The 25791-nt window shown below is 54.5% G+C and carries 20 protein-coding genes and 1 pseudogene; 6 read left to right on the forward strand and 15 right to left on the reverse strand.

From position 1 onward, the window contains the following. Nucleotides 1-6: 6 nt before the first annotated feature. Both ACIQTS_RS16895 and mobC read right to left on the reverse strand, forming a co-directional pair. Nucleotides 7-1443, reverse strand: coding sequence for a relaxase/mobilization nuclease domain-containing protein (locus ACIQTS_RS16895; protein ID WP_402473977.1), 1437 nt, complete (start codon nt 1441-1443; stop codon nt 7-9). Nucleotides 1444-1469: 26 nt separating this feature from the next. Beyond that, nucleotides 1470-1862, reverse strand: coding sequence for a plasmid mobilization relaxosome protein MobC (gene mobC, locus ACIQTS_RS16900; protein WP_402473978.1), 393 nt, complete (start codon nt 1860-1862; stop codon nt 1470-1472). A gap of 259 nt (nt 1863-2121) precedes the next feature. Here mobC and ACIQTS_RS16905 point away from each other — a divergent pair, with 259 nt between their 5' ends. Next, nucleotides 2122-2388, forward strand: a complete 267-nt coding sequence (locus tag ACIQTS_RS16905; protein ID WP_402473979.1) for a hypothetical protein — start codon at nt 2122-2124, stop codon at nt 2386-2388. Between the two features lie 248 nt (nt 2389-2636). Here the strand turns inward: ACIQTS_RS16905 and ACIQTS_RS16910 are convergent, their stop codons facing one another. The 4 genes from ACIQTS_RS16910 to ACIQTS_RS16925 are packed head-to-tail and all read right to left on the reverse strand — an operon-like array spanning nt 2637 to nt 5402. Continuing rightward, entirely contained in the window at nt 2637-3800 is a 1164-nt protein-coding gene (locus ACIQTS_RS16910) for a PIN domain-containing protein (protein WP_402473980.1), read from the reverse strand. Between the two features lie 4 nt (nt 3801-3804). Further along, on the reverse strand, nt 3805-4401 hold the full coding sequence (locus ACIQTS_RS16915; protein WP_402473981.1) for a recombinase family protein: 597 nt from the start codon (nt 4399-4401) through the stop codon (nt 3805-3807). Further along, nucleotides 4398-5183 carry a Fic/DOC family protein gene (locus ACIQTS_RS16920; RefSeq protein WP_402473982.1) on the reverse strand — a complete coding sequence of 262 codons (786 nt, stop codon included), beginning with the start codon at nt 5181-5183 and terminating at the stop codon, nt 4398-4400. The genes ACIQTS_RS16915 and ACIQTS_RS16920 overlap by 4 nt, the downstream gene beginning before the upstream one ends. 3 nt (nt 5184-5186) lie before the next feature. After that, a complete protein-coding gene (locus tag ACIQTS_RS16925; protein ID WP_402473983.1) occupies nt 5187-5402 on the reverse strand; it encodes a hypothetical protein in 216 nt (71 codons plus the stop codon). A gap of 144 nt (nt 5403-5546) precedes the next feature. Between ACIQTS_RS16925 and ACIQTS_RS16930 the strand changes: the two genes are divergently transcribed. After that, nucleotides 5547-6287 (forward strand): TIGR02391 family protein, encoded by a 741-nt coding sequence (locus tag ACIQTS_RS16930; RefSeq protein WP_402473984.1) that lies wholly within the window; start codon nt 5547-5549, stop codon nt 6285-6287. Between the two features lie 216 nt (nt 6288-6503). On the opposite strand, the gene ACIQTS_RS16935 is transcribed toward ACIQTS_RS16930, so the two are convergent. Together ACIQTS_RS16935 and ACIQTS_RS16940 are read right to left on the reverse strand one after the other, a co-directional pair. Next, nucleotides 6504-6746, reverse strand: a complete 243-nt coding sequence (locus ACIQTS_RS16935) for a hypothetical protein (protein ID WP_402473985.1) — start codon at nt 6744-6746, stop codon at nt 6504-6506. Nucleotides 6747-7361: 615 nt separating this feature from the next. Continuing rightward, nucleotides 7362-7856 (reverse strand): phosphotransferase, encoded by a 495-nt coding sequence (locus ACIQTS_RS16940; protein WP_402473986.1) that lies wholly within the window; start codon nt 7854-7856, stop codon nt 7362-7364. A 148-nt stretch (nt 7857-8004) separates the two neighbouring features. On the opposite strand from ACIQTS_RS16940, the pseudogene ACIQTS_RS16945 reads away from it, so the two are divergent. Beyond that, nucleotides 8005-11015: pseudogene (locus ACIQTS_RS16945) on the forward strand (Tn3 family transposase). A gap of 174 nt (nt 11016-11189) precedes the next feature. On the opposite strand, the gene ACIQTS_RS16950 reads toward ACIQTS_RS16945, so the two are convergent. Both ACIQTS_RS16950 and ACIQTS_RS16955 read right to left on the reverse strand, forming a co-directional pair. After that, nucleotides 11190-11603, reverse strand: a complete 414-nt coding sequence (locus tag ACIQTS_RS16950; RefSeq protein WP_402473987.1) for a hypothetical protein — start codon at nt 11601-11603, stop codon at nt 11190-11192. 306 nt (nt 11604-11909) lie between these two features. Then, entirely contained in the window at nt 11910-12932 is a 1023-nt protein-coding gene (locus tag ACIQTS_RS16955; RefSeq protein WP_402473988.1) for an Abi family protein, read from the reverse strand. 60 nt (nt 12933-12992) lie between these two features. On the opposite strand from ACIQTS_RS16955, the gene ACIQTS_RS16960 reads away from it, so the two are divergent. Further along, the gene (locus ACIQTS_RS16960; RefSeq protein WP_402473989.1) at nt 12993-14276 is read left to right on the forward strand and encodes a hypothetical protein; all 1284 of its coding nucleotides are present in this window, start codon (nt 12993-12995) and stop codon (nt 14274-14276) included. A 722-nt stretch (nt 14277-14998) separates the two neighbouring features. Here ACIQTS_RS16960 and ACIQTS_RS16965 read toward each other — a convergent pair. Both ACIQTS_RS16965 and ACIQTS_RS16970 read right to left on the reverse strand, forming a co-directional pair. After that, nucleotides 14999-16051 (reverse strand): LPO_1073/Vpar_1526 family protein, encoded by a 1053-nt coding sequence (locus ACIQTS_RS16965; protein WP_402474051.1) that lies wholly within the window; start codon nt 16049-16051, stop codon nt 14999-15001. Further along, nucleotides 16041-16331, reverse strand: a complete 291-nt coding sequence (locus ACIQTS_RS16970; protein ID WP_402473990.1) for a hypothetical protein — start codon at nt 16329-16331, stop codon at nt 16041-16043. The genes ACIQTS_RS16965 and ACIQTS_RS16970 overlap by 11 nt, the downstream gene beginning before the upstream one ends. A 363-nt stretch (nt 16332-16694) precedes the next feature. Between ACIQTS_RS16970 and ACIQTS_RS16975 the strand changes: the two genes are divergently transcribed. After that, a complete protein-coding gene (locus tag ACIQTS_RS16975; protein ID WP_402473991.1) occupies nt 16695-17795 on the forward strand; it encodes an SHOCT domain-containing protein in 1101 nt (366 codons plus the stop codon). Nucleotides 17796-18096: 301 nt separating this feature from the next. On the opposite strand, the gene ACIQTS_RS16980 is transcribed toward ACIQTS_RS16975, so the two are convergent. Beyond that, the gene (locus tag ACIQTS_RS16980) at nt 18097-18711 is read right to left on the reverse strand and encodes a recombinase family protein (protein ID WP_402473993.1); all 615 of its coding nucleotides are present in this window, start codon (nt 18709-18711) and stop codon (nt 18097-18099) included. A 262-nt stretch (nt 18712-18973) separates the two neighbouring features. On the opposite strand from ACIQTS_RS16980, the gene ACIQTS_RS16985 reads away from it, so the two are divergent. After that, a complete protein-coding gene (locus ACIQTS_RS16985; RefSeq protein WP_133833167.1) occupies nt 18974-19345 on the forward strand; it encodes a hypothetical protein in 372 nt (123 codons plus the stop codon). 289 nt (nt 19346-19634) lie between these two features. Here the strand turns inward: ACIQTS_RS16985 and ACIQTS_RS16990 are convergent, their stop codons facing one another. After that, nucleotides 19635-24422, reverse strand: coding sequence for a DEAD/DEAH box helicase (locus ACIQTS_RS16990; RefSeq protein ID WP_402473995.1), 4788 nt, complete (start codon nt 24420-24422; stop codon nt 19635-19637). Nucleotides 24423-24501: 79 nt separating this feature from the next. Further along, complete coding sequence (locus ACIQTS_RS16995) at nt 24502-25785, reverse strand: protein kinase family protein (RefSeq protein ID WP_402473997.1); 1284 nt, start codon at nt 25783-25785, stop codon at nt 24502-24504. Between the last annotated feature and the right edge of the window lie 6 nt (nt 25786-25791).

The following is a 25791-nucleotide window of genomic DNA, read 5'->3' on the forward strand; positions in this document are numbered from 1 at the left end:
GTTCGGTTACCGGCCTAGGCCGTGATCCCGATCTTTCTTGGTCATTCGCGCACCTGGTGATGCCACAGTGTGCATCGGTTCCCGTCGCTCGGCATCACGCACGATTTTCTCAGCCATAGCCACCACTTCTTGCGCTGCACGGGTCAGTTGCGGGCGCTCGGTGGCCATGCGGCCACGCAGCATAGTATGCGACAGTCGGTTTGCTTGGCGTAGCACGGCCATCCATCCTTGCTCGGAAGAACGTGAAGCGAAACGTGCTGACAATCGTGCAGCATAAGCACGGTTACCCGCACCCTGGCCAGCCCTGGCCATATGATGACAAAGCCGTGCCAGGCTGCCTGGACGGTTGCCTTCAAGCTCCAAAGACAATCGCGCATAAACATTCGCTAACGTGTCAGGGCCAAGCTGGCCAGCGTCCAGCTTCCTGGACGTGGACTGCGCCAAGTCGAACGCCTGGTATCCAGAGGATCGTTGCAGTCGAGCGCTGCTGTGCTGGGAAGCAAGGAACTGCTCGGCCTCATGCACACCGGCCCCGTTGAAACGTGCCTTGATCGACGGCCACCCCAGGCTGCGATCCAGTTTGGAAGGCGCGTACCAAACGGCTTGATCCTCACCTGTTTTCGTTCCCAGGGATACCTTGTACCCGGTGACCCTGGCGTTGGAGTCCTTGGCGAAATGCGGGGCGACCTGCACACCCATTTGCGGCAGCTGACGCACAAACTCATCAGCACTAGCAGAACTCGACAATGCCGCGCGCATCCTGCGTGAGAGTTCCACCCGATCAGACACCGCGTAGCTCTCGCGCTCCGCCCTGGCCCGCTCCGCTGGCTTCTCCCCTGACAATCCTTGTTGCTGTGTGACCGAGGATTCCAGCGACTGCAAGCCGTATTCATTTTCCAGCTCACGGCACGCAACCTGGGCGCGGTGGAAATCATTGTGCGTGCTCGCCTTGGTGCCATCTTCACGAACCATTTGCACCACCAGATGAATGTGGTCATTGCCGTTCTTAGACGCTCCGTGATGCACTGCCACCCAGCGCGATGACTTCGCACCATCGGGGTCTACGAAGCCCATCTTCTCGACGAAGGATTCAGCAATGTTCTTCCACTGCGCATCCGAGATCTTGCCTTCGGATTCAGCCAGTGACAGCGAACAGTGCCACACATGTGCAGGTGTGGAATCGACTTTGATCTTCTTGCCGTCTTCATCAGTCAAGAAGCCTCCGGATTCTTCATCCTTGGCATACACCGGCTTAGCTACTTCAGTACCGTGCAACTTGCGTGGAGCATCCAGCATCTCCGCAATCTCGAACGCATCGTACTTCGACAACTCGGTGCCAGGAGCGTAAGCGAAAGTTACTCGGTCATCCCCGGCAATCATCCGCTGATTCTCGTGTTCATTCGAGCGACCTGGGCCGACCAGGTAATTCATCAAACCAGCCATGCGGCCGCCTCGAGTAACGTTCGGGATCATGCCGGATCACCTGCAATCTTCAGAGATTCCAAGACCACATCAATGCGTGTCACCGTCGCACGCAAATGACTCAGCGACGCGTTCAAGTCGCCCTGAATCTCGCCCGTCGCATTCGCAGCACGCGCAATCTGGTTGATGTTGTTCCCTGCAGCAGCAAGACCACGCTGCAACAAGAACAGTGATGTAATCAGCTCATGCCTTTCAGCAGCAGTCTCACCACGCAACTGAGACAAGGTAGACTCCACCAGAAGGCGCGGCACCGACACGCCTATTTCATCGGCCATGACTTGCAAGGCAAGATTCTGATCCACGGTCAGCTTCACCTCGCGGCGGACCGAACGGCCACCGGCAGCATTCGACTGACGCTTGCGCGAATCAAAACGACCCATGCGAATCTGCCTCCCGCCCAGTGCAACGCCAAATGATCTAACAGGTCAATTGTCCCACCAGAATAACCACAGTTCAAGGGGACAAGCCACTTAGCCGTGCTAAGTCTATAGCTTGCTCCGTCTCTTCGGCGGGGCACTTCGCCTTTAGCAGGTGCAACAAGCGTTGGCATAAGAAGATGCCCGCGCTACGCTGGAAGCATCACAATTTCGCCAGATCGGCCTCACCGATGTGGCGCAGTCCTATCGGAAGGTTCAAGCCATGAGTGACGCAGCAAGCCGCATCCTAGAACAGCTCCAAGCGCAAAACGAACTGCGCATGCAAGCCGCCAACGACATCGCACAAGCCGTCGCCGCGCGTGTGGAAGCTGAACAGCAGCTAGACCAAGCCAAGGCCGCAGAAAAGCAAGCTTTCAACGCTGCACTCAAGAAGGGATGGACGCAAACCGAGCTGAACAAAATTGGCTCACCATCCCGTCGCCGGCCTCGCAAGAAGGCCGACCAAACCACCCCAGCAGCAGAGAGCTAAACGCGCACATAGCAATGGGCCGGCACTCACCCAAAGGTGAGTGCCGGCCCATTTTTTACACCTGGTTACTTGGGTAGCCTCCTGCCCACATGGGCACGAAAAAAGCCCTCCCGCTCCGCTGCTTTTTTCGCACACATGATGGACAGCAGGAACCAATCGAACGCCCGCACACAAGCCACAAGCTGCGGTACCTGAGTTCACTTACGACGAGTGATCGCGGCCCGTGCACGGCCTCTAGTAGATGTGGCTTAGGATCTTGAGTCAATCTCCAAGGATTCCAAGTTGAGCACCTCAACTTGTTCGCTTTCCAACCGAATGTGAAGAGTCATTATCACTCGACGCTCCCACTGTGCCACAGCCATATGGTCGTTCCAATCACCATCTACTACAGCTGCTTTTCCGTCCTCTATAAGATAGGGAAGTTCGCTCTTAAAAACGTAACCCTCAAGGATCACATCCATAGAAGCTTCAACGCGTCCGAGCTCTGTACCGTGCTCGTTATAGTAGCTGTCCCAGATAACTGAATCATTATCCACTTCGGCGTGCTGAATATATGGATTCTGAGCTTCCGAAGGCAGATCATATCCTTCTATAAGAAGCCCGGACTGCATTTCATAGTCAAGATCAGAACCACACACTTCCTCGTAAACTAATTCTGACTCTGCATAGCCTCTGATTGCTTCACGAATGATGTTGTAATCAGACATGAGATCAGTTGGTTCGGGCTTAGGCAATACGGCCTCAAACTGTGAACGGTGCTCAGACAAGAACGATTTTATCTCGCTCCACAGTTCCACTTCGCAGCGTCCCGAAAGATCACCTTCCAGTTCGTCGTAGAGTTTTTTCTCTTTGCCGAAGTCTTTGGAATTGTTAGTGATAAATATTATCCGTGTCCGAGCCTTCGTCTCCGCATTTTCTGCATGATCCACTACAGTGCGCCACAATAAATAGTCCGCTAGCCCTTCGCCTTTATCTTCTTTGAATGGCTTGCGACGAGCTATGTAGTCCTCAAAAATGTTCCGGCTGTCAGCGATGGGCAGCGGAAGAATCTTAACTTCTTTAGCCTGCAACCGATCGGTTAGATCAGCACTCAGTTTCTTCACGGGAGGAGCCACTTCATCAACTTGCTTACGTAGTGCCTTTATGTCGCAATTAGGTGCACCTGGCATCTGTAACCTACGCAGTTCTGATTGCACTCCTGCTAGCTTCGTTATGTTCGCTTTGAGAGCGGAGCGATGTTCTCTCTCCTGTTGCCGAGATAGCTCTTGCACCACTACCTCTGGGACATAGACACACAGCACACCTTTTTCCTGGAAAGTAATCAGTTCTCCAAAATCTGCCGACTTTAGATCGAAGTCTTTCCATAGGGCGTTGGTGTCTAGGATGACATGGATCTGCTCTTCCAGGTTCAAACCGTCACTGCTCAATGTTTCTTACCCTCTCGTCAGCATTGTTAGTTAATGCTCGTGCAACGCTGCTTTTACCCACACCCAGCACCTCCGCAATCTGCACCAACGTCTTACCCTCCTCGCGCAGCTTCACCGCCGCCTCAATACGCGCTTCGTTCATCACCGTAGGCCGGCCACCGACCCTCCCCTGGCTACGCGCATGCGCCAGCCCGCGCATCGTATTCTCACGAATCGTAGACACCCGCAACTGCGCCATAACCGTCATGATGCCCACAATCGCTTCACCCATCGGCGTCGACGTATCAACATCCAAAAACGGCTCCGACAAACTCTTCAACCGCACCCCACGCTGACCCAAATCACGGATCGTCTCAATCGCCATACGCTCCGTGCCCGCCACACGATCCAGGGCACGAATGACCAACGTATCCCCCCCGCGCAAATGATCCAGACACGCCACCCACTGCGGCCGCTCAGAAATCCTGCTGGACTCGCCCCGGTCAACATAAACACGCGTCGCACCAGCGGCGCGCAGCTCCGCTTCCTGCGACTGCGGGTTCTGCTCCCGAGTGCTCACCCGGGCGTAACCAATAACCTCGTTCAACGTTCCATCCCCTGATCTTTGCCACGCGGAATATACGGCTTCGCCACGTCAACAGACGGCGAACCAGTTGGGCCTCGCCCCGGCGCATAAGCAATATTCGGATTCCTCACCCTGGCACGCTCCGTACCGGCCTCGGAGCTAGCCGAGGCAGGGGCACGCTCAACTGCGATCTTCATAAACACCGGTACCAAAGACTCAGGAAAAACCGGATAGCTCCCCAGATCAGGCGCACTCATCGCCGAGGCGTGATTCCACTCCAACGGCGACACCCGCGCATAATCCAACGTGAACGCCGACCGCTGTGCCACGTGCTCCATAAACACCTTAGAAGTGCGCCCGTTTCCTTCACGGAACGGATGAGCCTGATTCAAATGAGCGAAAACATTCGCTGCTGCTTGCCCAAACTCCACCCGATCAAGCTTCGCCCACTCAGTGCCTTGCACCAACCGGGACACATCCCCCAAATAGCGATCAATCTGGTTCGATCCAACATCAGCAAAACCACCCGGTGAACCACCCTTAGACATGTTCACACGGCGGTACTCCCCCGCCCAATCAAACACGTCCTGAAACAAATGCGCGTGGATCTGCTGCATGTGCGCAGCATCGAAAGTCTTATCTACCGACGCGACCCCCGCCATGAGCTCGAACTGTCGCGCCTGAACCGCCGCATACTCAAACCTGCGCAACTTATCAGGATCACGCAAACCCTCTTTATTCCGAAGCGTGCCCTGATCCGGCGGCGGATACAGATACGACTCCCAAGAACTGAAACCAGCCATGACCTAGCCTTGCGGGTTCGCCATCGAACGTCGCAAGAACTCCGCCCGGTCAATCACACCCGTCACGAAATTCACCAGGTTAGCCACATCAGTTTGGTTTGGCTCCCAGCCCTCATGCCAAGATGCAGCCAATGACTGAACTACGGCATTGCGCTGCCCTGGTTCCAACCCGGCGAACAACTCCGGCCACCGCTGCTCAACATCTAAAACACGATCCACAACAAGAATCCCCCTAATAGATACCCACTATCTATTTTACCCATTTTCCCAAAATCGGTATATGGGTTATGGGAATTTTTTGATAGAACCACTCTTTCGGTCTGCCAGCTTCCAAGTATCGCGCGGGTCACTCAGAATCATTACATGAGCAAAATGAATCTCGAATGGGCCATAGAACAGATCAACCGATTCCTGCACCTTACCGATCAGGTTGGATACAACAATTCTGGTGGCGTGTTCATAGTAGGTACCCACATGCGCGGTTCATCCACAGAGATCTCCGAGCAACAGCTTGTTCTCGAAATGGTCTTAGAACAGACAGTCCCAGGCTGGTCGCGCGAGCGACCAGCAAAGGACAGGGAATTTCAGTGGTTACGGGATCAGGCAGTGCGCGCGCGAGTACTTATTCAACGAGGCGAAGAACTCAGCAAGCACCTGGGAACTGATGCACCAGACATGGATGCCTCAAATTTGCACCCTTGGGCCTGGGAACGAAGCAAATCTTTGTGGAATAGCGGGCACTACCACGAGGCTGTGATGGAGGCAGCTAAAACTATCAATCACGAAGCACAGCAGAAGCTTGGACGCATGGATCTTTCGGAGCGAAAGCTCTTCAACGACGCATTCAGCACCAACCCGGCCAAGCCAGGCGCGCCAAAACTTCGACTCGCCAAAAATGACGGTGGGGACACATATGCGAACCTGCACCAGGGCGCGCGTGCATTCGCCGAAGGGCTCTATGCGGGCATCCGCAACCCAGGCATGCACAAACCGCAGGAAAACCATGGCGGGCAACAGCAACTAGTCCTCGAACAGCTCGCAGCATTCAGCCTGCTAGCCCGCTGGATAGACCAAGCAGAAGTGGAAACAGCTCCCGCCAATTAGCCGGCACTCAATGAGCGTTCCCATAAACGATAAAACCACTTTCTGGGAAGAATCTATTTCGGGAAGCAGTTTCGGGAAAACAAGAACATTGAAAAACCGCCGATCCTGTCAGTTTCCGAAGTCCTCAGCATTTCTGTCCATAGTCCACAGCACTGCCGCCCGCAAGGGGAACCTCTTGCGGGACACCGGACCGATGTGACGAAGGGAAGATGCAGATCATGCTGCTCTTCGGGGAGACACAGCGCCATCTACTAGAACCAGAATTCGTTCGTCAGCCGCCGCGGTTTCAATCGCTTCGATGACGTGAACAGAAAACAACCTCCAACGTCCATCATCCTCAGTATCAATTGTGGGATCCCACAGCGGTACGTCCTCGAAAGCTAGAACGTGATGGAGAATCGCGGAAGGGGAGTCCGCGAATTCGAAGTGCTGACCGCCTTCATTAGCAATGATGCGCACGTGTGTTCCATCAGTCCGTTCGACACTAGTCACATGCGCATAGATCTTTAGGAACTGGGTCAATTTATCGAGGATAACTTTCAGATTTTCACTCAGCGCACTGTCTCCTTTGCTCTTGCCCTGATCTATTTGGAGTACGGTATCAGGAACCGCTACCGGGACGCTGATTACCTGCTCGGGTGGTCGAAGGTAACTAGTGAGACAGGATCTCCCAGTAGCGTACTGGTGCATTCTTGTATATTGGTCCCATGCGCGCCATAGAAACAGTTCACGCGGGACCACACGACTCGGTTGATTCACCCTGTTATCGAGTCAATTTTTGGGAACGACCTCGTCCTGGATACGGCTGGAACCTAGATGCTTTTGTACTGGTTGAGGTGCAGGACGTATCAGAGGCGCTCTGTTGGGCAGAGGAGCACGCGAATGGGCGGCCCTTCGAACTGTTTGTAGAAATGGACTCCGAGCCCGAGAAGCCGTTCGGTGATTCGCGAGAAACTGCTCTTGTACGTTTGTGCGGAAACAATCCCAATGCCGGCTCGGACTGTGAAGGTATCTAGGTTCGGCTTTTTGCAGTAGCCCTAAATGATGTTTCGAGCGACTCCCGCAGGGGAAGGTCTATCGAATAGTCCGGATCGTTTCGAGCCAAAGGGACTCGTTGTTCCTCACGAACTTGGTCACAGCGTTCCAGTGGTCACCGTGGCCAGTCGTGAACATCGTCCCCCACGGTTCGATTCCCCTGGCATGGGAATTTTTGAGCAGTTCGTGCATAGCTGTTGTCCGTTGCCACATCGTGGAGGGCAGCGCTGCCCGGAGCTCTTCGTCGGCGTCGTAGCCGTCAATGAAGGCTGCCAGTGCTTGTGCGGCCATATGAGGGTCGGCCGATGCGTCGTTTAGTGTGAATGACTGCGCGGCGTATGCGAGATCCCATAGGCGTGTACTTGGTGCGGACGCGTCCCAATCGATGAATACCCATCGGTCTCCGATGAGGAGATTCCACGGGGCCAGATCGTTGTGGCAGATCAGGTCGGCTCCGGGTGCCGGAATGTGTGTGATCCAGGTTGAGCCGAAGTCCGGCACATTGGCCGCACTGGCGTCATGGATAGCGCGCACTAGGTGACCTGCCCGGGAAAGTTCTGAGAGCGACAATGGTCCAGCGTCCATGGCAAGGCGACCCGGGACAAACTCTGTTACTTGGGGTCTGGGGAAGAAACGCCCGGAAATTCACGCTAAGGAGTCAGAGGCCTGTTGAATGGGTTCCATGGCGGTCGATTTTCTAAGTGATGAGCAGGCCGCAGGGTTCGGCGGATTCCCCGACGAGGTATCGGCGGAGGACCTGGAACGCTTCTGCTGGTTGGACGACGCCGACCTGTCGGTGGTTGGACGACGCCGGGGAATGCACAACCGCCTGGGATTCGCTGTCCAACTGATCACGGTGAGGGTTGCCGGACGTTTTTTGACGGATCCATTGGCTGTTCCGTGGCCGGTGGTGGAATCCCTGGCCGGACAGCTGGGCATTGCCGATGCTTCCGTGCTCAAGCTGTACGCGCAGCGGGAACAGACCGGGTATGAGCATGCAGCGGAAATTTCCACCGTGTATGGGTATGCGGATTTCTCCGATCCGGCCAGCCACGCGGAGCTGAGGCTGTTCCTGGAGGCCCGGGCCTGGACGTCGTCCGAGGGACCGGTGCGTTTGTTTGAACGGGCGGCGCTCTGGCTGCGAGAGCGCAAGGTCCTGCTCCCCGGGGTCTCCACGTTGACACGACTGGTTATAGAGGTCCGTGCCGGAGCAAATGACCGCCTCCATTCCATGCTGGTTGACGCGGCCGGCCCCGCCTTGATCCTGGAATTGGAAGGCCTGCTTCGCGTTGGGGAGGGATCACGGCTGACCGCGTGGGAAAGGCTGCGGACCGGGCCCTCGAGGGTATCGGTGCCAGAGTTGTTGCGGCAGTTGGAGCGGCTGGGTCGCTTGCGGGCACTGGGTGCCGAGTCCATCGATGTGGAGATGATCCCCGAGGGTCGGATGAATGCCCTAGTCCGCTACGGGTTGGCGGGCAAGACCTCATCGCTTCGAGAACTATCAGACCAGCGGCGGGGTGCGACACTGCTCTGTGCCGTGCGCGCCTTGACGTCAGAAGTTGCCGATGATTTGTGTGATGCCCTGGATGCCATTGTCACCGAACGCGTTCTTCGCAAGGCAACCAGGGAATCCAGTGCCGCCCGGTTGAAGTCCCTGCCCCGCTTGTCCAAGGCCTCACTGCAATTGGCGAAGGCCGCGAAAACACTGGTCGAGGTCCTAGGCAATACTCAATATTCCGGCGCAGAGGCCGCCTCGGTGCTGGCCGATCAGGTGTCCTTGCCCGAGCTGCGCGCCGCGCTGGAGGTGGTGAACGAAGTGGTGAATCCCGACGGAGCCGAGGCTGACACCGCAGCCGAGATGATGCGCCGGTTCGCCACCGTGCGCTCGTTCCTGCCGGCGTTGGCAGCGGCGGCACCCTTCGGGGCCACCGCGGGCGGAGCACCAACGTTGGCGGCGCTGACGGCACTGCCGGAGGTTCTGGACGGCCGCAAAAAGGACCCGGCCGAGGTTGATCTGTCCGTGCTCTCGCCGGCTTGGCAGCGCATGGTCACGGTTACGGAGGAGATCGATCGCAAGGCCTACACGGTGGCAGTGATGGAGGCCGTCCATAAGGCACTGCGGCGCAGGGACATTTTCGTGGTGGGTGGGCGGCGCTGGGGAGACCCCCGGGCGCGGTTGCTCACCGATCCGGCGTGGCAGAAAACCAAGACTGAGACCTTGAGGGCGCTCCAGCTGCCGGAAGAGCCAACGGAGCATCTGGCTGGTGTGCGCCACCGCCTTGATGCCCGTTATCGTGCGGCGGCCGAGCAACTGGCCGACAATCCCGCGGTACGCATTGATGATTCCGGCAAGGTCCACCTTTCGCCCTTGGAGGCCAAGGCGGTCCCTGAATCCTTGACGCAGTTGCGGGGGTTGGTCTCCGGGATGCTGCCGCGGGTGGATCTGCCCGATGTGCTGCTGGAAGTGGATTCCTGGACGGGGTTCCTCTCGGAATTCAGCCACGTCTCGGAGGCCTCCGCAAGGATGGGCCAGCTCAGCGTTTCGGTCGCCGCCATCCTGGTGGCCGAGGCGCGCAACGTCGGGCTGACACCGGTGGTCAAGGACGGCCACCCCGCGCTGACGCGTGGACGGCTGACGCACGTCGATCAGAACTATGTGCGCGCCGATACGCTTCGCGCGGCCAACGCCCAACTGATCCAAGCCCAGTCCGGTCTTGGACTCGCGCAACGCTGGGGCACCGGCTTGTTGGCGTCCGTCGACGGGATGCGGTTCGTGGTGCCGGTCGCCACCGTCAATGCCGGGGCAAATCCCCGGTACTTTGGCCACGGTCGTGGATTGACCTGGCTGAACTATCTCAACGACCAGGTCTCCGGGCTGGGTGCCGTCGTGGTTCCGGGAACGGTCCGCGATTCCCTGCATATTTTGGATGGGCTGCTCGATCTTGATGGCGGCCAACGCCCCGAAATGGTCGCCACCGATACGGCCTCCTACTCGGACCAGGTCTTCGGGCTCTTCACACTGCTCGGATACCGATTCTCGCCCCGTCTGGCCGGGTTGCCGGACCAACGGTTCTGGCGCATCGACGCCACGGCGGACTATGGGAAGCTGAACGCGGTGGCCGGCCGCAACCGGATCAACCTGGAGCTCATTACGGCGAACTGGCCGGACATGCTTCGCATTGCCGGGTCCTTGACTGGCGGAACCGTGCGCGCCTCGGAAATCCTGCGGGTCACCCAGGGCGGCGGGACACCAAGCCTGCTCGGAAAGGCGTTGGCGGAGTACGGCAGAATAGCCAAAACGGAGCATCTGCTGGATTTCATTGATGTTGACGAGGGATACCGCCGGCAGATTCATACCCAGCTGACTGTGCAGGAATCCAGACATGCGCTGGCCAGACTCGTCTTTCATGGCAGGAGGGGGCAGATACGCCCTACCGGGAGGGCCAGGAAGACCAGCTCGGAGCCCTTGGCCTGGTCCTGAACGCGGTCATCCTGTGGAACACCCGCTACCTGGACGCCGCGCTGACTGGGCTGCGGGACCGGGGTGTCGACATTGCCGACGAGGACATGCAACGCCTGTCGCCGCTGGTTTCGGAACACATCAACATGCTGGGCCGCTACTCTTTCACGGCTGGTGCCACAGGCGCGGAACTTCGGCCATTGAGGAACCCCGACGAGGACCTGGAGACCTAAATGAGGCAACGTTGCCCTGAGCATATCCCCGCCCGCAGGGGGAACCCTTCGCGGGACATTAAATAATGCCAAATATTGATCTGTCATTCTCTTGAAAAGTTTAAGACGATCGCTAGGGCGTCTTCGGTAGTAGAGCAGCCTAGATTGTAGCCTCGTGATGGCGTATTCCCACGATCACTCGTCGGTAGCGTCTGCGTCGAGCCAGGATGCAAAAGGTACCGAACCGAGCTGTTCGACGGCGGGAAGCAGCCTATCTGGAGCGTCGAAGGTCATGTAGTCCACCGAGTGAAGGACCCCGTCTGGCGCCCAGAGATTCAGATGCCCCAGGAGAACTTCATCTTCGTAAACCTCGAGGCTCGCAAATGGCCCACCTGGATGCGGGGGAATCTTCTCCAGATTCAGACCTTCGGAAATTTCAATAAGGAAATCCTCGCAATCATCGAACTGGAGTCCGCCCCAATGCGCATGAACCGCCTGTTGGCGTGCTTGTTTTGCTCCAGGCCAGTCTCCTGAGCACAAGCGCTGCAGCAAGATGCGCTCGTGCGGACTAAGTGGGTTACCTGGTATCCGTCGCGTGTAGTGGTCCATTGGATCAGTATCCCAGCCTTGCCATCGGCTCGCCCCATGAGTTTCGAGTTGCATGAAGTAACGGGAGCTTTCGTCGTCCTAAACGAGGTCGCGCACTACTTTATTTGCGACTGAGCAAATGACGACCATTCCGCAAGACGGTCCGTCTATGGACTAATTGCGCGTCCGCAAGGGGAACCCCATCCGGGCATCCAGTGAGGCTTTTGGCCGCATTCTCACAGGCATGAGTAACGCTGATTGACCCCATAAGTATTCACTGACAGGCTTGTTGCTCCATCCGGCGTTGGCTGTTTGTGGGTGCAATTACTAACGCTTTGGTTGCCAGAGGTCTAGGTCCATCCAGTTCTGCGGGAAGCCCATGCTTGCCTCCGGGGAGATGAGCATGGACCCGTCTGGGGCCTGAAGCTGTATATTAAGCTTTTTGACTTGCGTCTTGAAAGTCATATTCCAGCCCGAGCTGCTTGAATGAGACATGAGCATGAACGCCAGTGTCGCTGCATAGATATACAGCCTTTGCTGCGGCTTTGGTGTGGCCGTGAAACCCGGCGCAATCAAGTGCTCAAGTAAACCGCCCGAAGTTTCGTGGGCTCGGATTATAAGTGTCCGCTTGAAAGCTCGATTAAACAGGCGGGAGCCGTGAGCGCAGGTGTTGCGGAAATCGACCATCATGCGAAGCACGGCTCCGAACCGACGCGGGTGCGCAAATCCGAACATGCGTGCTACTTCGCGAGCATCTGGGGTCTGCATCAGCTCGAACAAGTATGGGAGTTTCCCGAAGCTCAGCACTTCTGTCAGTGCCCAAATCGGAATTGGCTGATTCGGATACTTCAGCAGATGATGCGCAATGAAGTCCTCGTCTTTTGCTCCGGTTTGCACTGCCTCCTGGCATGTTTCCATCCATGCATCAAATTTGGTCCGTTCGCCGCTGAGTTTCCCGCAGGCGTCTGCGTCCAGACAGTGGATAAGGGTATGGGCGGCGACATCCTTTATCGCCAGGGTGTGAGCAATTGCAGCTCTCAGCCGGACCTCGAAGTCCAGAAGCCCCTCTAAACAGACGCGCGACAGCTTGAAATCGAATGCCTCAAGCTGCATCACGTGGTCGATTCTCGCACCGGGTATGTACTGGTCTTGGCGGTACTGGTGCAGACGTTCGTCCACTTGTTCGGCCGGGAGTAACTGTCGAAATACGTATCGGTATGCTCCGGAGCGAAAGTATCCAACGCGGGTCAGGAAATTTAGTGCCTCGACCTGATCAGGAATAGCGAGTCCGTCGGCTTCAAGTTGTCGAAGCAGCGCGTCGCGTTCTTTGAATACCTTTGTATACTCCACGCATCACCGTTTATCGCCCAATGAAAATCGCCCCCTTGAGCCGAGGCTCAGAGGGGGGCGATGTCTAATAATTACAAGTTAGCACACTTCTCTGACAACAGCAGGAGCAAATTGTCCGCATCCCCTTTCTGGGACTTAACCCGCGCAGGCGAGGGACTGGGACTGATAGCTTGTGGACGGGCGTTTACCCAATCACTGCAAGCAGAAGGAAAGGCATGCCGAACGCATCGGCTGCTGGTATACCCGATGATGCCTTCGGAAGTACATGAACTATTATCTGAATTTATGTCAGATACATTGAATGAGCGTGACGAGACGACAAGGGAACCCACAAAGTTCTATGCACAAGCACTCTTTCTACATGACCGTCTCTTGTTCAGTCGCCTACCGGAAAAAGAAGCTCACCGGTTGGAAGAACAAAGGAGTCTTCTGCGCACTGAGATGGAACGAACGAATCGTTTGGTTGCAGATGCTGAACGTATTGCTTTACGAATTTTCGAATCGCGCCCAGAAGAACTCGCCGTCTGGCTCATGCAAAAACGTGCTGTCGGTGACAACGCGGTACTGACTACTAGACAAGCATTTAATTTTCGTAAGGTGAATGAAGAACGAAAGGCCTTTCGCGCCGAGTTCGCAGTCGACAAAGACGTTCTTCTTGAGGGGAGGTTTTCGACGTCCAGATGCGTCGGCTCAACTGGTATCGATACTCTCGCACGCAAGCGCAACGTTTCCATTCTCGGCCACTTTCAAATTATCGAAACAAATCCGAAGATGAAAATAGAAATCACTCCTCTTTTCATGGGTTCCATCGTTGAGCGCGCGGCATCTGAGAAAGCGCCCGATCTGGACTTCACGGGCCGTCGACAACTCCATCCTGGTGAGGTTGACCAGTTCAGCAAAGCTGATTTCAGCAAGCGCCCAACTTCCGCAATGCTCAAGGAAATCGCCGAAATGCCGGAGGAAGAGATCAAGAAGAACTTCGCGGAGATAATCGGAGAACCGTACGTTGGTCTTGATTGGGGCGGGGAGAACTCGGATCTATTTACAAGCCGGGTGACGGTTGAAGGAAAGTCACTCAGTGCTGCTTTCGCTTTCAAAGGTCCTGGTCAGCAAGGAAGATTGACTGTGGCCCGTATGGGTAAGAATGGCGACCAAGGCCTTAGACTATTTAATCAATCCATAGATATCGCTGTAGTGCAGCACTACCGGGATGTCGATCCAGCAGTTAGACATCTTATGGATGCCTTGGCCAGAAAAAATAATGCGCAATATCTAATCATTGACGGAGCTACAACCGCAATAATCTTTAAGGCCTATGGTCGGCTTGCAAAAACTGCCGAGTAACAAAGAAAGCAACAACCGGTTGATTTGTGTGAAGACACGAGAAATTGACCATATGGCAACAAAGTAAGTGGGAAAACTTTGTATCATGAAAGTTTCCCATGAGTGGGTTCTCATACGGGATTTAAGTGCCGATGACTTGACCTTATTTGAAACTCTGAATTCTGAACGATTCAAGATTCTCGTATACCCGCCCTAGAAAAGCCCTGTGAAGGGACGGCGAACTCTATACGGAGGCAGGCTAAGACGATGCACTAACAGACCCGCGACTTGCCGATTTCCTCGAAGGAATGTGCTTGAGCCTTCCTCTCGAGGCCCTTTGACGTTATGTCATAAACGGTCGTTTATGACACACCAACCCGCCAACATCCGCGAAGAATCATGTCAGTTGAGAAATCAACAGATTTTCGAGAGCATCCCGTCGCAAAATACAGGGTCACAAACTATGTATCGAAAATACCCGCATTTCACGAGTATCGATACTTTTAGACCCGCGGGAAGTCTCCTCAGTTACGCCAGAGTCTTCGTCTCTGACCACGACGAACAACAACGCAATCACCATTGTTGGCTATTATCGCATTTCTATCGATCCTGTGCTCGATACAGTTGAAACCCGCCTGGCCAAAATTGGATAACTTACAACCAAGAGAAAACGATAATCATTTATCGAGGACCTACCCCTCTCGCCATCTGGTAAAGAGAATCAAATATTCTTAAGGCGACTCTCAACCAAGCCAGATACTAAGTGGTGCATCTCCGCTAGTTATACGCCGCCAGTAGGCATGACCAATCGCAATTCCTACAGATGTAAGAGTGAGCCTTTTAGCAGGAGAGTCGTCCCACTGTTTCGCAAAGGCCGTGATGGTCGCGTCCAACGATCCTAATTCCTTGACTATATCCTCGTCTGACATCAAACCAGTCTCACATAGACGTTTAAGCTCGCCAGTAATTTCAGGTTTATTCTTGACCACCTCAAGGCCATCTATTTCGTTCTTCGAAACTACATTAACTTGAAATTTACTGGGGTCTCTCAGTGCTGGACGAATACCATACATCTGCCACTGGGACCGATCCCACTCTGTTGGGATTTCTCCATCATCGAATCCATTCGTGAATAATCCGCCATAGCCTCCGCGAATCATTTGCCCGAATCCAAACTCACCAAACGATAGCGTCCCCGCTCCTACGTACTCGATGTGCTGGTAGTCGACTTCTTTATCCGGTAAACCATTTGCAAGAGCAACCACACTAGGTTTCAAGTATCCGTCGTACAACATTTTGGCATTTCCAGCAGCCGTGTATCTCGAATACCGCAGAATAAATACAAGACCAATAACCCTACGCTGTTGTTCCGTCAACTTCGGAGCAGAATGAATGGCTTCATTGAGTGCCAGCGTGCGGAGTGTTCGAGAATCTTGACTGGCACGATCAGTCAAGAGATCTACTAGAACTTCGCCAAGATCGTCTTCTCCTGATCGGGCAAATTGAGTTTGCGCGTCGAAAAGAACGCTCTGCATATCCGGATCGGAAAGCGCGCCAGCAGCCTGAGGATTTTCCTCATTTATTCTTTCCAAGAACTCGCTCGTCAACTTATCAGCTCGTGCATACGCAATATCCTCAGCTATTCCACGAAGTTCTAGGGCATTCTCCTTATATACAGCGAGCGCAATCTCTCGCATATGTTTTAGATCCGTCTGGACAATAATGTCTCCTCCTGCTTGATAATTGACAGCTCCTTCACCGCTAGTCTGCTCTTGCTTCGGGTTTCTAGACTTCATCGTGGTCACGTCCGATCGTCATGTCCTGTCCCGCTTGATAATTCTTCGAATTATCCCCTGATGTTTGTTTCTGACGAGGTACCGAAGGCTCTGCGCTAGACGTAAACCCCAAAACCATCATCCCCAGCCCCAGAGCAGTGAATATAAGTAATGTGATTCCTGGAATGTTCCAGAACGATTGCTCTGTAGACAATGTGTATATCCAATAGGCCACGGTGGCCGCCGCACCCGCGCTAAAAAAGACACCACCTGCCTGCAATAATTTCTCAAGTAACTTCATACTGTTAGATTACAGATTAAACAGAGAGGTTTTCTGGAACTCGATAAGCTATCTCACAACCCATGCGTTGCAAGACGTCTCACCATCTCACTCGCTCAGGTTGCAAATCTCGAATGTTCAACATCCTGAAGTTCTTCCAACCCTGTATTACAACTGGTCGTGTGAATTCGGAGTAGCAGCATTGGTTGCGAAACACTTCCGTAACGCTTATTTAGAACGAAGCCGGTTCGACATAGCCGCCTTCGAAGCCAGCCAGAACTACCTGTTGCCCCGAAACTCTTCCACTGGTTCTAGCAGTAGGGATCTCGCCTGTATATTTCACTTGTACCTTTAGTAAGAACAGCAACAAAAACCAGGAGAAACATGCAGATTGGCCACGGCATCAAAGACAAGCATGTCGCCAAGGTGCTCGTCACGGTACACCCATACTTATCAGACGGCGAAGAAATCAGGGCCATTGTTAAAGGTGGCACAAAATTTTTCTCAGAGCTCATCGTTCTTACGAGTGTAAAGATCATCGAAATTGATGCAGCGGGAGAAGCAACCTCAAAACTGGACTACTCTGAATTTGATCCGGAAGACTTTCTGATCAAAAAGTCTGACAGCAAGTTAGTCACCAAGTTGCTTACCGGAACTGTGCTCAAATGGTCATTCAATGCCTTCAAAGGGTCCACCGAAGATAGAGACCTATTCCTGAGTATTGTTGATCCCATGGTCCAAGCGCAGGACAACGCTTTTAGGCAGACAAATATCGTGCCTGGTGACCCATATCTGCACGCACCCGATTCACCTAAAGTAGGTACCCCGGTAGTGTCAGGGGCCCAATATTTGACCGCCCGGGATCAAACGGATGATCTATGGGAAGGCATTCTTCTGCCGCTCGGGAAACCTCGAAAGAAGGCTACCAACGCAATACTGAGGATGGGGCACAACGGGGAGCGTCCTTGGATGGTTCTTGTATCGTTTGCTGCCGGATTGATTGCTGCCTTTGACGATAGGTTGGTGGTCATCAAGACTGGTGCCTGGAATAGTTTTGGAGCAGGTTCTTTTGGTGGTGAGCGTTCTGCAACCATCTATTACTCTGACATCACCGGTATTGAGTACAACTCGGGTTTGATGATGGGCGTACTGGAAATCCTGACACCAAGCTATTCAGGAAGCGCAAATAAAGACTATTGGAAGGGGTCTACTAGCTCCTTCAACGCCGACGCTAACAACCCTTTCACGTTGAGTAACACCCTGCCCTTGGATAAATCGGAGTACAACAAAGCGTTGCCCGAAATCAATGAACTACGTCGGCGCATCACAGAATCCAAGAAAGTCATTGTTCAAATGCCCGCACCCGTTCCGGTAACCCAAGAACCTTCATTGGGAACAAGGTTGCGCGAGCTCAAAGACTTGCATGCCGAAGGTATCCTGACTGATCAAGAATTTAGTGCAGCCAAAGCAAAGCTCCTCGGTTAAACAAAAGCATCAGAGCGAAAAACCCATAGTTGCTGACCCTGATTTATTGTTTTAGGTAGATACATTCGGTCCAACACGTCTTTGCGCTTCTGCTCGAACTCAACCGCGATGTTCCTACCACGAGTACGAAGCTTTCAAGCTCTCTACCAATTTTCGGTAAGCGACTTGATAGCCGGCGTTGGAGTTTGAGCAGAAAATCAAAGCTCGGAAGATGACTAATTCTGAGCGCGAAGAAGTAAGCACTCAAGATCTTAGATGACGGAAAATATGTCCGCTATTTGCGGGCATCCCCCTATACGTTCTAATTCGGATTCATTAGCTTCTGCCCGTCAGCTCTCAACTCGCCAGAAGGGGAAACATGACGGTAAAGAGTTTGCCGAGTGATTCCCAGTTCTTCACAGAGCACCCCTACCTTCGTTTCCTTGTGCCCCATAGCAGCCATGGCCAGGCGGAGCTTGGCAGGAGTCATCTTGTACGGCCGGCCACCTTTATGACCCCGCGCGCGAGCCGAATCCAAACCGGCCTTCGTGCGTTCCGAGATGAGTTCACGTTCAAACTCGGCCAAGGCGGCGAAGATCCCGAAGACCAGTTTTCCCGAAGCGGTCGTGGTATCAATCGCAGCGCCTTCACCAGTGAGCACTTTGAAGCCTATCCCCCGCTCGGTGAGATCATGGACCGTGTTCACCAGATGCCGCAGGTCTCGTCCCAGACGATCGAGCTTCCACACCAACAACGTGTCCCCGGCGCGCATACCTTTTAAACAGGCAGCGAGTTGAGGACGATCATCTTTACGCCCTGATGCCTGATCCTCATAAAGGTTCCGTTCTTCAACCCCGGAATTCAAAAGGGCATCACGTTGCAGATCCGTGTTTTGCGATCCGTCCGTCTTCGACACTCGCATGTAGCCGATCAGCATGGTAAGACCCCTTTGTCATTTATACGTTCGTTTAAGTGACACATTGAAATCCTAGTGCCTCTTGACCACAACATGTAATTTAAGCCGTTACTTATTCTAAGTGTTGCAATCCATATTGAAGATTAATAAGTGACGGACTCCCGTAGTGCGCCAGGCCCTGCATCATCATATAAATCTAACTCGGGATATGATGACGGCTAAAAACAAATTAATTATGAATCTATGATAAGATGCAAGAAAAGAGTTTGAAAGGAATTGCATCATGGCTGAGTTTGAATCTATTGAAGATCTACGAAATCACTTGCTTGAAGAACAGATCATGGTTGTTTCACTTCAAGAGTTACGTGAAGCACTTGATTATAAGAAACTAGGCCCACGGGTTCTCGTTGAAGTCGCGCAGAAGCTATCAGGTCAAGGTCTTGGATACTTTCCGCGAGACACGATCGACAACAACGTAGAGCCGCGAGCGTGGGAAGAAGTGCGGGTATACCTGAAAGACTCGGCTCTGGGTAAGGTTGTACAGTCAGTCCTCGACCCGACGGAAAGTGGAGACACCTACCTACTGGAGCTCGCGGATGGGGATAACTCTGCTGCTGAAATGCTTGATGCAATTAGAAAAGTGCTCGGGGAGTAGCGCTCGCTCTGAAACGAGCAACGCTCGAAATATGAAAGGTCTCGCAGCCTGGTAGCAACCGCGTCTGGCTGCTTCCCCGAGACCTCCAGATTGTCATCAGGAGGTCTCGGACCGCTCCCGAAAACGCCCAAGGTTCGATTTCGGGACATGGGGTTTCGGCACCCAGTTTCGGGAAAATTTATTCATCAGAAACCGCCACCCAAGCGTCTATCTCGGATGGCGGTTTTAGTTTCCCATAAATGATCGTTTTCGGCATGAACAATACTCTTCAGAATATGGCGGAGAAATTTTAATCGATCTTCAAATCCGGCAGTTCCTCGACAATGCGGTTGGTTTCCAAGCTCAACGCCACGATCCGTCCGATGAGGTCGATGATGTACCGTGGCTGCCGGTGCTCACGGGACCAGTCGTTGGGGTCGTTGACGATCCCCGAGGCCTTGTCAGTCTTGACCTGGTAGCGTTCCAGGATCCAGTCCACCCCCGAGCGGGAGCCGAGCATGTATTCCTGGGCCTCCAATGGAATGCCTTCGATATCAATGAATTGGTTGTATCGGATTCGGGTCTTGTCCCAAGCCCCGACCTTGCCGGCATATTTCATCTTGGTGACCGCGAACCGCTCGTATTCATCCTCAGGCGCGCCGGGGAGGACAGCCTCGGCCAGTGGGTACGGGGTGAGGTTTTCGTAGTTGATGTGCAATTCTGCAAGCTTCTTGCCGGCATCCACGAAAGTATCGAAACATTCCCGTCCTGCCACCTGTGGGATGCGCGGCAACTGCTTCTTCAGGTCGGCCGCGTAGCGCTCCCGATACTCTGTTGAATGCAGCAGACCATAGACATAGTGGAAGACGTCGTCCTTGGTGACATAGTCGCCGTAGGCAGACCGATATTCGGCTAGGGCCCAGTCGGTGATATTATCTCGCTGTTCTGGTTCGTCGAAGAGCGTCCCCGAAGCCGGTTCGGTATAGGAATAGCGGGCGAAGAACTGACCCGTGTCCAAGGTGTGAAGATCAGGCAATGAATCGGTGGCCAAAGCTTCAAATGTTGGATAGTGAGTCGATGGGGATGTCAGATAGAAACCCACATTGCCAAAGTCCGCGTTTGGAAACAGCTCGCCAAGCCGGTAAACCATGTCATTGGCCTGGCGGTTGAAGTAGATGTGTTGTTTCTGGAACGGTCGATATTGACCAATTCGGTAGCTGAGTGGATCAACCTGATAACGATTACCCCGTACGAGCTGTGTTTTATCTGCACGGTTCCAGCTAATGTTCACAGGGTCGGTATTGATCACGTCGTCTACCGCACGGCCACGGCCCTCGGCCGCATAGCGGTCCACTTCACTGTTGTAGAATCCGATCATACGTTCAACATTCCCCTGCAGCGTGGTTTCTGAGGAATTGTAGACCCACGCATCGCGGTTGGTTTTCAGCCCGCCGGACTGGATGGCGAAGATCGTTTTCGGGTTCCCCTTTTCGGCGATCAGCGGGTAGGTGTCGTAGTTGGGGTCGCGCTGGTTGATCCAGTCACCCTCCTGGTTAGGAGTTATGGTTTCCCATTCCAAGTTGTGCATGGTTGCGTGGTTGACCAGTTCGAGCTTCTGCTTCCGGTCGTGGTAGTCCCCGATGTCCTTGTAGTGCAGCACTGATTCGTCCACGGGGCCGGGGCGCTTGATCAGCAGCAAAATCGCCACAGTGGTCTTCGACCCTTCGCCGAAGATGTTGTCCTTTTCCTTACGGCGCAGCTCGCCCGCCGAACGCGCATTGCCCCGCAGGTTGTAGACGTAAATATCATGGAACTCAGAGGTGAGGGTCTTACGCAACCCGTCGGCAGTGTTCCCGTCGATGTAGCCGCCGTTGGAGACGTAGCAGACCACGCCGCCGTTCTCGGAGGTGAGAACGCGGTTGGAGGCCCAGCGGATGGCGCGGACGTAGGAGTCGTAGAGTGAGTTCTTGTTCGTCGCTGTAGATCGCGCCGCGTAGGTGGTGCGGATCGATTCATCCAGTGTCGGGTACTTCTGGTTCGCGTTGTTGTCGTTGCCGCTGGTCTGACCCACCGAGTACGGAGGGTTGCCGATGATCACCCGGATATCCAGGGCATTCTGCTCGGTGACACGGTCACTGTTGCTAGTGAACACCTTCGTGTCCAGCACATCGCCGTCTTCAGTCATCTGGAACGTATCGGTCAATACGATCCCGTCAAACGATGCGTAGCCGATCGCTTCCGGATCCTGCCCCAGAATGCTGGCATGGTCCTGTTGCAGGGCGTGGAAGGTCGCTTCGATGTTGATCGCCGCAATGTAGTAGGCCATCAGCAGGATCTCGTTCGCGTGCAGCTCCTGCGTGTACTTTCGCAGCAGATCTTCCGGGCTGATCAGCCCGGACTGCAACAACCGCACGATGAACGTGCCGGTGCCGGTAAATGGATCCAACACGTGCACACCCTCATCGGTCAGCGACGCACCGAAATGCTCGACCAGCGCGTCGTTGACCGCGCGCAGGATGAAGTCCACGACCTCCATCGGGGTATACACAATCCCCAAGGACTCGGCCACCCGGGGGAAAGCCAGCTTGAAAAACCGCTCATAGAGCTCGGTAATGATCTTCTGCTTCCCCGCCGCATCGGTAATGCCCTCAGCCCGTACACGCACCGAACGGTAGAACTCTTCCAGATGCGCAGTTTCCGAATCCAAGTTGTAGGCATCCAGCAGCTCAAGCATGGAGTCCATGACCTTCGAGACAGGGTTATGCCCGGCGAAGTCATAGTCCTCGAAGAGCGCGTTGAACACCGGCTTGGTGATCAGATGCTGCACCAGCATGTCCACGGCATCCGCCCGGGTGATGCCGTCGTTCAGGCTGCCGCGCAACCCATCGAGGAACACCTCGAACTCCTGTGCCGGGCGGGGGTCTTCGCTGTCAAGGATGGTGTTGATGCGGGTAACCTGCCGGTCGGCAATGTCCTTAACGTCCTTCGCCCAGTCTTCCCAGTAGCGGCGGTCCCCGACCTTCTTGACCATGCGGGCGAAAATCGCGTTCTCCCACTCGGCCGCGTTCGCCATCGTGAACAACGCCTCAGTCGCCCCCGGATCATTCTTCCCCTCCGTGCCATTATCGGTGCCGTCTCCACCGACACCGATCACGTCGATAGTCTTGTTGGCTTTCTTGTCCAAGTCGATCTTGTTGATCATCGCTTCGAACCGGTCATCATGGGCGCGCAGCGCTTGCAGCACGTCCCAGACCACCTTGTACTTCTTGTTATCGTTCAACGCGGTCGTCGGGTCCTGGGAGGCCGGCACCGCGATCGGCAGGATGATGTACCCGTATTCCTTATTCGTGGCGGTGGACTTGCGCATCACCCGGCCCACGGACTGCACCACGTCCACCTGCGAATTGCGCGGGTTCAAAAACAGCACAGCGTCCAGGGATGGGACATCCACGCCTTCGGAGAGGCACTTGGCGTTGGTCAGGATCCGGCACACGTCCTCGCCGGCGTCCTGCTGCAGCCAGTCCAGGCGCTGCGAGCGGGCTAGCACGTTGAACGTGCCATCCACGTGCTCGGCTTCCAGCTTCAGCTTCGACGCACCCTCGGAGCGGTTCACCAGCAGTTCGCGGCCGACCCGCTCAAACTGGGAGGCCAGTGCCTTGGATTCCTTGATATTCCGGGCGAAGGCGACGGCACGGTGCATCGGGGTGGTGTCGGTAATCGATAGGCGTTCCCCGTTCACGCCACGCTTGGACAGCCCGTTCCAGCAGCCCACGATGCGGGCCACATCATCCAGGTTCATGTCCCCGTCGTTGGCCAGCAGGTCCTGGAAGCTGGTCGCCACAGATTCTTCATCGACCGCGAGAATCAGCACCTTGTAGTCCGCCAGATGCCCCATTTCCACCGCACGGCCGAATCCGAGGTGGTGGAACTCCGGGCCATAGGTGCTCTCGTCGTCCATGGAGTAGACGGCTACCCCGTCCTTGGCGGCTTTGTTTTTTGAATCCTCTACGTAGATCCGCGGGGTCGCTGTCATGTACAGCCGCTTGGCAGCCTTCAGGTACTCGGGGTTATGGACCCGCACGAACGCAGAATCATCGGCCCCGGGCTGGGATATGCCGGTGGTGCGATGCGCTTCATCGCACACGATCAAATCAAATTCCGGCAACCCCAATTCCTGCGCCTGATGAATCACGTCAATGGACTGGTACGTGGAGAACACCACACTCAAAGTCTCCTGGCCGGTGGAGATCTTGTACCGGTTCACCAGCTTGGCCGGATCAGTCGAGGCAGGGAATCCCAGGTCATGAACCGCCACATCCTCATTCTGAGCTCGTCCCACCGAAGCATCGGAGCAGACCGCGAACGGACGCAAAGGCACCTCAGCCTGCGCAGTCCACTCATTCAACGTCTGCTGCAATAGCGCAATCGATGGAACCAAGAACAACACCGATCCACCGACCGGCACCTGTTCTTCGATGAGCTTTAGAGAGGTGAAGGTCTTGCCCGTACCGCAAGCCATGATGAGCTTGCCCCGATCATGCAGTTCGAAACCCTTCGTCACCGCATCAATGGCTTCTTGCTGGTACTTACGTGGCTGCTTGCCCGGCAGCTGGACCAAGACTTCAGGTTCTTCGAGGCTGAACTGGGACCAGTCAATGGTCGATTCTTCGAAGTCCTTCAACCGGATCCGCTGGATCGGCTTGGACTGGTTCAGCAGAGCAGCTTCGGCGTGCTTGGACCAGTTATCCGTCGTGGAGACAATCATGCCGCCGGTGAACGGGGCCTTGCCCAGCTCGGTGAAGAAAGAATCGATCGACTGCTTAGGCAGCGGACGGGCCGGATCGTAGAACTTCGCCTGGATCGCCACCAACTCGCCGGTGTACCTGTCTTCGGCCACCAGATCGATGCCCGTATCAACGAGCCCGTTGCGGTCCGGCCATTCCTGCCACAACCACACCTGAGAGAACTGGTCGGCGTACTTCGGCTCCACCTGCAGATACCGTTTGAGCAGACGCTCGAACTTGCTGCCTTTGTCCCACTGGCTCGTTGCTGAAAAGTAGAGGTCGTCGAAGACATCGGCAAAGGTCTGAGCAGTCATACCTCCAATTATCGCCAGCTAGAAAGCGAAAGATGGAATTGACGGTCAACCGACCAGGCGTGGCTAATAGCTGGCTTGGTTAGGCTTCGTCTCCAGAACCAGAAATTGAATGGGCTGGAACATCAAGATTCTCTACATCCGCAATCAGTTCGGATACCGATGGATAGCGTTCTGATAGATTGTGCGCCACACATTTTTGAACAATACTGTCCACATCGTTACTACCAATGGCTATCGATTGACGTCCAGTGAAGATGAAGGAGAGAACATGGCCAATTGCGTAGATCTCGTTCAGAACACTGTAGTCTCGAAATTTATCCAGGGTCGGGTCAAGGATGGTCCCACGCATTTCCGTATGAGCACGGGTAAAGGTGGATTCTTGCTCTTTGACCAGGCCGAAGTCCGAGAGCTTGACCAAGACTGCACCGCTTTCGTACACCTTCATCAGAACATTTTGCAGGCTGATATCGCGATGCAATAGTTTTTGGCTATGGATGTAGCTCATACCGTAAAGGAACTGCAGGGCTATCCGTTTCCGGGTTGAAAAATGCAAGTTGTTGTTGCGTTGGGAGATGTACTGACGCAGCGTTGCATCACAATGTTCCATTCGATATTCGTTGCGTGATTCGTCGTACTTGTAGACCTCAAGAATGTAGGGGAAGCTGAGGTTCTTCATCACGTCGAATTCCTTGCGGAAACGGAGTAGGTCTCTTTCTTCCGCATCTCGGTTGGCCCTTTTAATGGCAAATTTGATGCCGTAATCAGGATCGACGTAGGAGTAGACATGAGCGTAGGAACCTTTGCCGATCATCTTAGGCTCGATGGGCTCTTGCTGTTTTTTAAGTTCGACCAAAGCATTCTCCGTAAAAACAGGTTCATACTTGATGATTTCGATCGGTTCGAAACCTTCCGGGACAGCACTGCCACCACTGTAGGAGAGCCAAGGCCTGCAACGCTCAATGGCGTTCTGGTATGCGGCATGCAAAGTGATGTCTACTCCTGCACGCTTTAGGGTATAGAGGTCATTCTTTAGGTCCTTCAATAAATCGAGCATGGCTCTGCTGTTATCAGCCCAGTAATGACCGGTTGTTTCTGCGCGTCCGTTGATCGCATCAAAATGCTGATTCAGCTCCTCATGAAGCACGGCAAACATATGCTCCCGTCGGGAGCCTTTATAAAGACGCACGAACTCTGGAGAGTCAGCTCGTTCCTCATACTTTGTCTCAATATCCTGCAGCATGAACTTGATAGATTCCGTGGTCACCAGCGCCCCATTTCTTGTCGATGTTCTCCAAGCTTGCCAGAGGGAGCCGACATTCCAGTGGCTAAACAGCGATCCGATAAGCGGCATACGGTAACGCACGGCCCT

Origin of the sequence: Glutamicibacter sp. NPDC090743 (genome assembly GCF_044769125.1) — a bacterium.
Taxonomy (GTDB): Bacteria; Actinomycetota; Actinomycetes; order Actinomycetales; family Micrococcaceae; genus Glutamicibacter.

Coding starts and splice junctions, on each gene's coding strand:
- ACIQTS_RS16960 (WP_402473989.1), top strand. CDS start 12,993: ATGTCTAATAATTACAAGTTAGCACACTTCTCTGACAACAGCAGGAGC.
- ACIQTS_RS16965 (WP_402474051.1), bottom strand. CDS start 16,051: ATGAAGTCTAGAAACCCGAAGCAAGAGCAGACTAGCGGTGAAGGAGCT.
- ACIQTS_RS16985 (WP_133833167.1), top strand. CDS start 18,974: ATGGCTGAGTTTGAATCTATTGAAGATCTACGAAATCACTTGCTTGAA.
- ACIQTS_RS16950 (WP_402473987.1), bottom strand. CDS start 11,603: ATGGACCACTACACGCGACGGATACCAGGTAACCCACTTAGTCCGCAC.
- ACIQTS_RS16975 (WP_402473991.1), top strand. CDS start 16,695: ATGCAGATTGGCCACGGCATCAAAGACAAGCATGTCGCCAAGGTGCTC.
- ACIQTS_RS16920 (WP_402473982.1), bottom strand. CDS start 5,183: ATGGCTGGTTTCAGTTCTTGGGAGTCGTATCTGTATCCGCCGCCGGAT.
- ACIQTS_RS16895 (WP_402473977.1), bottom strand. CDS start 1,443: ATGGCTGGTTTGATGAATTACCTGGTCGGCCCAGGTCGCTCGAATGAA.
- mobC (WP_402473978.1), bottom strand. CDS start 1,862: ATGGGTCGTTTTGATTCGCGCAAGCGTCAGTCGAATGCTGCCGGTGGC.
- ACIQTS_RS16905 (WP_402473979.1), top strand. CDS start 2,122: ATGAGTGACGCAGCAAGCCGCATCCTAGAACAGCTCCAAGCGCAAAAC.
- ACIQTS_RS16990 (WP_402473995.1), bottom strand. CDS start 24,422: ATGACTGCTCAGACCTTTGCCGATGTCTTCGACGACCTCTACTTTTCA.
- ACIQTS_RS16970 (WP_402473990.1), bottom strand. CDS start 16,331: ATGAAGTTACTTGAGAAATTATTGCAGGCAGGTGGTGTCTTTTTTAGC.
- ACIQTS_RS16980 (WP_402473993.1), bottom strand. CDS start 18,711: ATGCTGATCGGCTACATGCGAGTGTCGAAGACGGACGGATCGCAAAAC.
- ACIQTS_RS16930 (WP_402473984.1), top strand. CDS start 5,547: ATGAGCAAAATGAATCTCGAATGGGCCATAGAACAGATCAACCGATTC.